This is a genomic window from Faecalimicrobium dakarense (assembly GCF_000499525.1).
In the GTDB taxonomy this organism is placed as follows: Bacteria; Bacillota; Clostridia; order Peptostreptococcales; family Peptostreptococcaceae; genus Faecalimicrobium; species Faecalimicrobium dakarense.
Genome location: NZ_HG529318.1, coordinates 40,392 through 47,024, shown reverse-complemented (window position 1 = coordinate 47,024; position 6,633 = coordinate 40,392). Strand labels below are relative to the sequence as shown.

General features: G+C 26.7%; 6 protein-coding genes. 5 read left to right on the top strand and 1 reads right to left on the bottom strand.

Going from position 1 to position 6,633, the window contains the following annotated elements; all coding sequences use genetic code 11:
- Positions 1-139: 139 nt before the first annotated feature.
- Positions 140-409 carry a hypothetical protein gene (locus tag BN899_RS08125; protein ID WP_042274473.1) on the bottom strand — a complete coding sequence of 90 codons (270 nt, stop codon included), beginning with the start codon at positions 407-409 and terminating at the stop codon, positions 140-142.
- Positions 410-808: 399 nt separating this feature from the next.
- On the opposite strand from BN899_RS08125, the gene BN899_RS08120 reads away from it, so the two are divergent.
- The 5 genes from BN899_RS08120 (at position 809) to BN899_RS08100 (ending at position 6,307) form a co-directional block, all read left to right on the top strand.
- The gene (locus tag BN899_RS08120) at positions 809-1,006 is read left to right on the top strand and encodes a helix-turn-helix transcriptional regulator (RefSeq protein WP_042274472.1); all 198 of its coding nucleotides are present in this window, start codon (positions 809-811) and stop codon (positions 1,004-1,006) included.
- 15 nt (positions 1,007-1,021) lie between these two features.
- The gene (locus BN899_RS08115) at positions 1,022-1,354 is read left to right on the top strand and encodes a hypothetical protein (RefSeq protein ID WP_042274471.1); all 333 of its coding nucleotides are present in this window, start codon (positions 1,022-1,024) and stop codon (positions 1,352-1,354) included.
- A gap of 9 nt (positions 1,355-1,363) precedes the next feature.
- Complete coding sequence (locus BN899_RS08110; RefSeq protein WP_042274469.1) at positions 1,364-1,885, top strand: DUF2815 family protein; 522 nt, start codon at positions 1,364-1,366, stop codon at positions 1,883-1,885.
- Positions 1,882-3,795 (top strand): DNA polymerase, encoded by a 1,914-nt coding sequence (locus BN899_RS08105; RefSeq protein WP_042274468.1) that lies wholly within the window; start codon positions 1,882-1,884, stop codon positions 3,793-3,795. The genes BN899_RS08110 and BN899_RS08105 overlap by 4 nt, the downstream gene beginning before the upstream one ends.
- Before the next feature lie 127 nt (positions 3,796-3,922).
- The gene (locus BN899_RS08100) at positions 3,923-6,307 is read left to right on the top strand and encodes a VapE domain-containing protein (protein ID WP_052356742.1); all 2,385 of its coding nucleotides are present in this window, start codon (positions 3,923-3,925) and stop codon (positions 6,305-6,307) included.
- The last annotated feature ends 326 nt before the right edge of the window (positions 6,308-6,633 follow it).

The following is a 6,633-nucleotide window of genomic DNA, read 5'->3' as shown; positions in this document are numbered from 1 at the left end:
AATAGATAAACTATTGGATTTTTTATATGGCTATGTTTTAATACAATGTTGATTTTAGAAACTATTTAAACGCTAAAAAAGTATAGGCATATACTTCTAAGTTCGTAATATATTAATTAATGGTAATCAATATATAGACTTAAAATAATTCTTTTTTCTTATATAGCTTATATCCAAATATCACTATTGTAGCTAAAATTATATACCTAAATATCTCTACATATATTGTATTATTAATTTCTATCCCATTAATATAAATCATATTATTTTTATTAAATATTCCACATATACAAACTAATAAAAATAATAGATACTTTTTATGCTTTGATTTGTAATATTTCTTTATGAAAAATAAAGAAAATACTGATAATATCAAAAACATTACAATATCCCCTATTGAAAATTGCACAAGTTTTACCTCCTTCCAAACAGATTTATTTCTTACTTAAAGTTTAGCAAGAATTATAAGAATTTATCTATATGTTATTAGATATATATATAGTTATTGCGCATTATATAACAATTGTGTACATATTTTCATTGTAGCATTCTTTAAACTAATTTATTACCATTCACATAAACTGTAGTTTTCTTAATTTGAAATCCTTTATTTTAGTCATTTAAGACACAATACCAGTACTGCTAGGTTTGTAATTAAATTTACAAACGTAGGTTTGTTGAATATGTAAAAAAATGGAAATATGTGTTCGATAAAAACATTGACTTATATACTTGTAGATAATATGATTATATTAAACAGAGTTTAAAAAAAACTTAAAATAATTTTAAAAAATACAAAGGGGAAAATATGAGGGTAAAATTAAAAAAGCTAAGAATAAAAAAGAACCTAACTCAAGAAGAATTAGCTAAAAAAATAGGGATAACTAGAGCCTACTATACAAACTTAGAACAAGGAAGAGGTAACCCATCACTACTACTAGCAAGCAAAATTAAAGAAATATTAAGCTATTATGATGATGATATATTCTTTGAAAAAAATATATAAACTTAAGGGGGAAAAATGGAGATAAAAATAGATATAAACCTAAATTTACAAAACATAAATCAAGTAATAGAAAAGCTATCATACCTAATAAATAAAAATAATAATTTAGAAATTAAAGATACTAATATACATACTAATGAAATCGAACTAAATCGAACTGAGATTATCAAAAATGAATGTATAACAATAGAAGATATAAGAGAGAAAATATCAAAACTATCTCAAATGGGAAAAGTATCAAAAGCAAAGGAAATACTATCAAAATACAATGCAAGCAAAGTATCACAACTTAATATTAATGACTATGAAAGTATAAACAAAGAACTAAACTATGAACTAAGTAATTAGGGGGAAATTATGAAGGTTATAACAGGGAAAATTAGAATGAACTATCCAAATATATTTATACCAAAAAAGTTAGAAGAAAGTGAAGATAAAAGATACTCTTTATCAATACTAATACCCAAAAGTGATATAGACACAATATCAAAAATAAATGAGGCAATATTTAGTGCAAAGGAAAAAGGATTAAATATATGGAGTGAAATAGATGATGAAATAAAAACACCTTTAAGAGATGGCGATATAGAAAAATCAGATAATGAAGCTTACAAAAATCACTATTTCCTAAATGCAACTAGTAAATATAAACCAGGGATAGTTGATAAGAGCTTAAATGAAATAAAAGATCCTGATAAAATTTATCCTGGTTGTTATGGTAGAGTTAGCTTAAATTTTTACCCTTATTACAAAGAAAATATATGTGGTATAGGATGTTCAGTAAATAATGTACAAAAAATATGTGATGGACAAGTAATAAGTCAATCAAGGGCAGAAGATGATTTTACAATAATAGAAGATGATGACATATTATCATGATTTTATCAATTGATATAGAAACTAAAAGCAGTGTAGACCTTACAAAATGTGGGGTCTATCCTTATAGTGAGGATAAAAATTTTAAGATATTACTTATTGCCTATGCCTTTGATGATGAAAAAGTAAGTGTAATTGACTTAGAAAATGGAGAACAATTACCAAGTAGAGTAAGAGAAGCTATTTTAAATCCTGAAATAATAAAATATGCATTTAATGCAAATTTTGAGAGAGTATGTTTAAGTAAATATCTAAATACATATATAGAACCTAAAAGCTTTAAGTGTACTCAAGCCATGGCACTTAGACTAGGATTACCTCATAGTTTAGAAAATGTATCTGAGGTTCTAAAATTAGATATTAAAAAAGATAAAGAAGGGAAATCATTAATAAAATACTTCAATAACCATAACCCAAGTGATGATTTAGTAAAATGGGAACAATTCAAAAACTACTGCAAAATAGATTGCATAGTTGAAAGAGATATAAGAAAAAAGTTAGAAAAATATAAAACAACTTTATTTGAAGAAGAAATATATATAATAGATCAAAAGATTAATGATAGGGGAGTAAACATAGATAAAAAATTAATAGATAAGGCAATAGAATTAAATCTACATAGCGAAAAAATATTAAAAGAAAAACTAAAAACTTTAACAAATATAGAAAATATAAAAAGCCCTTCACAGGTTAAGAATTACCTAGTAGAGAAACACAACATAAAAATAGATAGCATATCAAAAGAAAATATAGAAAAGCTTATAAAAGAAACGAAAGATGATGATTTAAAAGAAATACTAATTTTAAGACAAATGATAAGTAAAACTTCAATAAAAAAATATGAAGCTATGAAAAGAACAATTAGTAATGATAATACAATAAAGGGACTTTTTAAGTATTATAAAGCTAATAAAACAGGAAGATGGTCTGGAAGGTTAGTTCAAGTTCAAAATTTACCACAAACTAATTTAAAAAATATGGACTTACCAAGAAATATATTAAAGGAAAATAGTACAAGTAACTCTTATGAATTATTAGAAATACTATATGAAAATACTCAAGAGGTACTTTCAAATCTTATAAGAACAGCATTTATTCCAGCTAATAATTTAAAATTAATAATTTCAGATTTTAGTGCAATAGAAGCAAGAGTACTAGCATATATTTCACGGGAAAAGTGGAGAATTGAAGTTTTTAATACCCATGGAAAAATATATGAAGCTAGTGCAGCTAAAATGTTTAATGCAGATATAAATACAATAAGTAAAGATAGTAAGTTAAGGCAAAGTGGGAAAGTAGCAGAACTTGCCCTAGGCTATCAAGGTGGTATAAATGCACTTATAAAAATGGGAGCAGATAAGATGGGCCTTAGTAATTTTCAAATGGAAAGCATAGTTAAAAGTTATAGAAGAGCGAATATAAACGTAGTCAACTTTTGGAAAAGTGTAGAAAGAGCAAGTATAAGTTGTGTAAAGTATAAGACAAATGTTAAAGTCAATAATCTAGAGTTTATATATGAAGATGATTATATGTTTATAGTGCTACCATCTAATAGGCGTCTTGCATATTTTAATCCACAAATAGAAATAGATAAAAACTTTAATAAAGAGGTGTTAACCTACAAAAGCATTAATCAAACCACAAAAAAATTTGAAAAAACTTATACATACGGAGGCAAATTAACCGAAAATATTGTACAAGCAATATCTCGTGACATATTAGCACTTAAGATGCTAGATTTAGAAAATAATGGTTATAAAATAGTAATGCATGTACACGATGAAGTTGTACTTGAAGTTGATGAAGATGTAAATATAGATAAAATAAATTTGATTATGGAAAAAGATATAGATTATCTAAATGGACTAAAACTAAAAGCAGATACACAGGAAAGTTACTATTATAAAAAATAAAATTCGCTTCGCTTCATGTCGCCAACGACCTAAAAACCAGGTCCGTTGCTCAAAATAATTCGCTTTGATTGAAATAAAGAGATTTCCTAGGAAATAACAACATAAATAATATTGACGGAGGATAAATATGATAGATATAGCAGTTTGTAATAATAGAACAGATAAAACATATACAAATTATAAAATACCATTTGAAAAGCTTATAGAAAAATTAAGTAAAACTAAATACACAAATGAAACATATAGTACTTATTTAAATTTAGAAAAAGAAATACAAGATAATATAAAAGACGTTGGTGGGTTTGTAGGAGGTTACCTTAAAGATGGAAAAAGAAATAAGAAATCAGTAGAGTATAGAAGCCTTCTTACCCTTGATGTTGATTATGGATATAAAGGGATGATGGAGTACATAGAAATGGTAACAGAATTTTCCTGTCTAATGTATACTACTCATAAACATAATAGCGAAAATGAAAGATTTAGGATAGTAATACCACTAAATCAGAATGTAGATAGTATAGAATATGAGGCATTAGGAAGAATTATAGCGAATCAATTTGGAATAGACTATTTTGACGATACAACATATGATCCATGTAGGCTTATGTACTTTCCATCAACAAGTAAAGATGGAGAGTTTAAATTTATACATGTTGATGAAGAATACTTAGATGTTAAAAGATACCTAAATATGTATAGTGATTATAAAGATAAAAATAATTGGCCAAAATCCTCAAGAGTTAGTAAAGTTACAACTTTAGACAGTAATAAACAACAAAACCCACTAGAGAAAGAGGGGGTAGTAGGTGCATTTTGTAGAACTTATAATATTTATGAAGTAATAGAGAAGTATTTAAGCGATGTATACACACCAACAGCTGATAAAAATAGATATACATATAAAGACGGAAGTTCTTATGGTGGGCTTATAGTATATGAAGACTCACTATTTGCATACTCTCATCATAGTACTGATCCTTGTAGAGATAAATTATGCAATTCTTTTGATTTAGTAAAAAATCATAAATTTAAAGATTTAAATGAAAAAAGTTCATTTGATAGTATGGTTGAATTAGTATTAAATGATAAAGATGTTATAAAAAAATTAGGTGAAGAAAGCTTAAAAATAGCTAAGGAAGAATTTGAAATAATTGATGATAATATTGAAGAAAATGAAAATAGTTTATGGATAACTAAACTTGAAATAAATAAAAAAGGAATGTACACATCTACAATAGACAATATAGTTTTAATACTTGAAAATGATATAAATTTAAAAGGAAAAATTGCATTAAATGAATTTTCACATCAAATAACAATAAAGAAGAATCTACCTTGGAGAAAAATTAAAGACAAAGAAAGTCAAAGTACTTGGTGTGATAGTGATGATTCTAATCTTAGACATTATATAGAAAGAGTATATAAAATAAAATCTCAACAAGTAATATACGATGGAATAAGTGTAGTAGCAAGTAAAAATTCATATCATCCAATAAAAGATTATCTAAATTCTATAAAATGGGATGGTAAAAAAAGAGTTGAAAATCTATTTATAGACTACTTAGGTGCAGATAGTAATGATTACACAAAAGCAGTAGCTAGAAAAATGCTAGTAGCTGCAGTTAGTCGTATATTTAATCCAGGAGTTAAGTTTGACTATATGGCTGTATTTGTAGGAAGGCAAGGTATAGGTAAAAGTCACTTTATAAACTTACTCGGTAAAAGTTGGTATTCAGACTCTATAAACACAGTAATAGGAAAAGAAGCATATGAACAATTGCAAGAAGCTTGGATAGTTGAAATGGCAGAACTTTCAGCAACTAAAAAAGCAGAGACAGAAAGCGTTAAACACTTTATATCTAAAAGAGAAGATATTTATAGAGTTGCTTATGGAAGGAGAGTAGAAAAGTTTAAAAGACAATGTGTATTCTTTGGAACTACCAATGATGATGAATTTCTAAAAGATAGAACTGGTAATAGAAGATTTTGGCCTATTAAGGTTGGAGTTAATAAAATAAAGAAGTCAATGTTTGAAAAATTAAATGAAAGCGAAATAGATAATATTTGGGCAGAGACAGTAGAGCTTTTTAAAAGTGGCGAAAAATTATTACTTAGTAAAGAAGAAAATATAATAGCCTTAAAGTGTCAAAGTAAGCACTTAGAGGCAAATCCAAAGGAAGGTATGGTAAGAGAGTATTTAGATACTTTACTTCCTACTAATTGGGACAAGATGGACATAGATGGTAAGAGAATGTATATTCAAGGCGGAGATTTTAATCATACAGAGAAAGGGAGCTTAAAAAGAGAAAAGGTATGTGCTATGGAGATATGGGTTGAACTTTTTAACGGAGATCCTAAGATGTTGAATCCTTATGCTGCTCGTGAGATTAACGATATACTTAGGAATATTGAAGGTTGGAAGTCTTATGACAAAGGTACAGGTAAGCTTAGATTTGGAAAGGTTTATGGAAATCAAAGAGCATTTATTTTAGATGAAGATAGTGTTTGTTAATGTAATTAATATCTAGGACGTGTCTATAGGATGTTAAAATATGTCCTTAGTATATTAAAAGTGTGTCTATAAAGGCTAAAAACGTATCCTTACTATGAAAAAGCGTGTCTATATAATGCTTAAATGTGTCCTTACTAAAAATTAATAATAGTTTAATACTTTTAATAAGTTTAGGTCTAATTTGAAGTTTTTACTTAAAAAGTGTGTCCATGTGTCCATATAAACTAGAGTAAGGACACGCCTATGGACACGGCTTGAATTTAGTTATAGCAAAGGTTTATGTTTAACTGTGTCTATTGTGTCCATTAGATTCTATATAGAGTATA